Origin of the sequence: Lutispora sp., assembly GCF_041687175.1 — a bacterium.
Lineage (GTDB): Bacteria > Bacillota > Clostridia > Lutisporales > Lutisporaceae > Lutispora.
Window position 1 is genome coordinate 1 of record NZ_JAWLCK010000203.1, and the last position, 3,269, is coordinate 3,269.

Annotated in this window: 3 protein-coding genes and 1 pseudogene; 3 read left to right on the forward strand and 1 reads right to left on the reverse strand. The window is 32.2% G+C overall.

Translation table 11 applies throughout. From position 1 onward, the window contains the following. A pseudogene (locus ACESM9_RS15235) lies at window positions 1-147 on the forward strand (phenazine biosynthesis protein); the annotation flags it as partial. 220 nt (window positions 148-367) lie between these two features. Here ACESM9_RS15235 and bioB read toward each other — a convergent pair. Next, entirely contained in the window at window positions 368-1,336 is a 969-nt protein-coding gene (gene bioB / locus ACESM9_RS15240) for a biotin synthase BioB (RefSeq protein ID WP_373000669.1), read from the reverse strand. 273 nt (window positions 1,337-1,609) lie between these two features. On the opposite strand from bioB, the gene ACESM9_RS15245 reads away from it, so the two are divergent. After that, on the forward strand, window positions 1,610-2,146 hold the full coding sequence (locus tag ACESM9_RS15245; protein ID WP_373000672.1) for a GNAT family N-acetyltransferase: 537 nt from the start codon (window positions 1,610-1,612) through the stop codon (window positions 2,144-2,146). Window positions 2,147-2,308: 162 nt separating this feature from the next. After that, on the forward strand, window positions 2,309-3,269 hold a 961-nt coding region (locus ACESM9_RS15250; RefSeq protein WP_373000675.1), incomplete at its 3' end, for a DUF4180 domain-containing protein.

The following is a 3,269-nucleotide window of genomic DNA, read 5'->3' on the forward strand; positions in this document are numbered from 1 at the left end:
TATTGGGTTAGAGTACTTAAAAAAGATGAAATAGTGGCATATCAGGATTCAAAAAGGGGAGGCACCCTTTACTGCCGTGTGTCAGGGGATAGAGTTTTTCTCAGCGGAAATGCAGCTTTATATTCTATTGCAGAGCTTTATATATAGATGTACAGATAAATTCTTACTTTAATTATCTATCCATGCATCAATTCTGTCCCTTCTAGCTATTTTGAGACTAGTATTGATGTCTAAAAAGTAAAGCCCGAAAAACCTTTAAAATAAATTATTTCATTATATGAAAGTAAATCTGTCAATTTGATTTATACCCTCGATGTGTACATGGGAACATATCGAGGGTATATTTTGGGCGAAAGTTGAGCCTGAATTATTCTCCTCTTTGTTTTGATATATCAAAACCTAAGGCAGTTAACATTTCTTTATCCTGGGCGGTATTATTGCCTACAGTAGTTAACATATCCCCTGTGATTGTTGCATTGGCACCAGATAGAAATATCTTTTTACCTCCGTCTTTAAAATAACTTCTTCCTGCTGCCATACGGATATATGCTGTAGGATTAATGTAACGAAATACTGCTATGGTTCTTAAAATTTCATCCTCAGAAAGAGGTTCTATACTTTCATAATATGTGCCTTTAATTGGCATAAGTGCATTTATAGGTATTGACTCAATCTCCAACTCAGATAAACTTAAAGCCATATCAATTCTATCTTCCCAAGTTTCTCCCATACCTATGATACCACCAGAGCAAACCTTAAGACCTGCATCTTGAGCAAGTTTAATTTCCTTTATCTTATCTTCATAGGTATGAGTTGTACAAATGTTAGGGAAATTACGTTTAGATGTTTCAATATTTGCATGATACATTGAAACACCTGCTTCTTTCAAACGAGCAAGCTGTTCTTTTGTTAATAATCCATGAGATGCACAAAGTTCAATTTCACATTCGGCACTCATTTTTTTATATGCTGCAATAGCTTTATCAAAATCCTTATCACTTAAGGTTCTACCTGATGTTACAATTGAGTAGCGGTGTACACCATTTTCCTGGTGCTTCTTGCAATCTTCAACTATTATATCAGGGTCTAAAAATTCATATTCATTTACTCCAGTTTTATTATGAGAAGACTGAGCACAAAATTTACAGTTTTCACTGCAACGACCACTTCGACCATTAATTATACTGCAAAGATCTATCTTGCTACCGCATAATGCATCACGGATCATATTTGCACCTTCAAATAATTCCTCTGAATCAGCTTCTAAAAAGAAACTTAAATCTTCCTCTCTTTCTAAACGTCTACCACTGATAATTTCCTTTGCTAGATTTTTCATGTTTACCTCCATATTAGTAATTTAACTATGACGATATGACTTTTATTAATTTATGGTTATTTATAGTTAAAATAATGCTTAATGCATATTAAGAATATATTATCTTAAAATGATTGTCAACTTGTAAACTTCATAAGGTTAACAATCCTATCGACTCAAGCCCAATTAACATCACCCATTCAAAGACTGCCTAATAAGAAAAGTATAGCGAAGCCAAATTGGTTGAAGTAATATAAGATTAGCAATATTTTATTTTATGGAAAGGCTGGTAAAATGGAAAATCTAATTATTAGACAAGTAAGAGATAGCGATATTGGGGAAATAAAAAATATTGTAAGAGCGGCTTTTGATAGGCCAGGTAAGGATCAATATTTTAATGAGTGGGAATTTGTCGATAAGGTAAGGAACGATTCTGGATTCATTCCTGAATTATGTTTAGTTGCAATTAGTGACAATGAAATAATAGGATATATCTTGTTATCAAGGGCTTTAATAGGTAAAAATGAAGGCTTGGCATTAGGTCCTTTAGCAGTTAGACCTGATTGCCAGCGTAAAGGAATAGGAAAAAGACTTATAGAGCATGGAATAGAAAAGGCAAAAGAATACAATTTTGATTGGATTGCACTTACAGGGGGAGATTATTATAAACAATTCGGATTTGAATCAGCTTTAGTATATGGAATTAAATTAGGATATAACCATCCTGAGAATCCTTATCTTAAAATCAAGTTTCTTAATACCAATAAAAATGTATTCGGTAATATGAGATTTTGTGATTCTTTTTATGATGAAAATGGAGATTTGCTTTAATTTTTCATTCCCTTAAACGATAAGTTTAGGGGAATTTTCTTTTAAATATAAAATCCGAATTTTTATAAAAATATTTTTAAGAATATAATAACTTTGTGTTGATTATAATATTAACATATGATACTATTAACATATGTTAATATAAAACGGAGGGCAAAGTAAATGTCAATCAATTATGCAATTTTAGGGATACTAAGCTACAAACCTATGACAGGATATGATTTAAAAAAGATTATTCAAGACTCTACTTTCATGTATTGGTCAGGAAATAATAATCAAATATACAAGGCACTATCAGAGCTACATAATAAAGGCATGGTAACCAATGTAGTCGAGCATCAGGAAGGTTTACCAGCAAAGAAAATTTATAGAATAACTAGTGAAGGACTTGCTGCTTTAAAAGAATGGGTTCTTTCTCCCATTGAGCCCACAGAAATAAAGAAGCCGTTCATTATTCGTCTGGCATGGTCTATGCAGCTCAATTCGAAGGAATTGAATGCGCTGATTGATGAATATTGCAATCAAGTTAAGATGCAGTTAATAATGGAGCAAAGATATAGACAGGATTCAAATTTTTCACCAAATAGAACTGAGTTGGAAACAACATTATGGAGCTTTATAAAAGATAATATTATTAGGACATATGAAAATGAACTAGTATGGATTGAAGAACTGCGAAAAGCTATATCCAATATCCCTAATGAAAATGATGTAACTGAAAATGAAAATATAAAAGCTAACATTTCAGAGGGAAAAAGCGATGGCATATTGGAGTATATGGTAGTCAATAACAAAGATATAACCTATGTTCATTTTAAAGATACGAAAAACAAGCTTAAAACGGAAAGAAATGTTTATGACGTAATCACTGCATTAGTAGAAAACAATACCCAATTTGTGCTATTAGATAGTGAAGCGCTACCTAAAGATTTTTTTGATCCAAAAAATGAATTGCTAGTATTTATGCTTCAGAAGTTTAGTATGTTCAATATTAAAGCGGCAGTTGTTATGAGGGACAATAATAGCTTGAGTAGTGAGTTTAGAGATGCGATTGTTGAAAGTGCAGAACAAGGTGTTCTTAGATTATTCACGGATGTCAGCGATGCAGAAAAATGGTTTTTAA

Excerpts from the sequence above, each read along its gene's own strand:
- bioB (WP_373000669.1), bottom strand. The coding sequence starts at position 1,336 with ATGAAAAATCTAGCAAAGGAAATTATCAGTGGTAGACGTTTAGAAAGA.
- ACESM9_RS15245 (WP_373000672.1), top strand. The coding sequence starts at position 1,610 with ATGGAAAATCTAATTATTAGACAAGTAAGAGATAGCGATATTGGGGAA.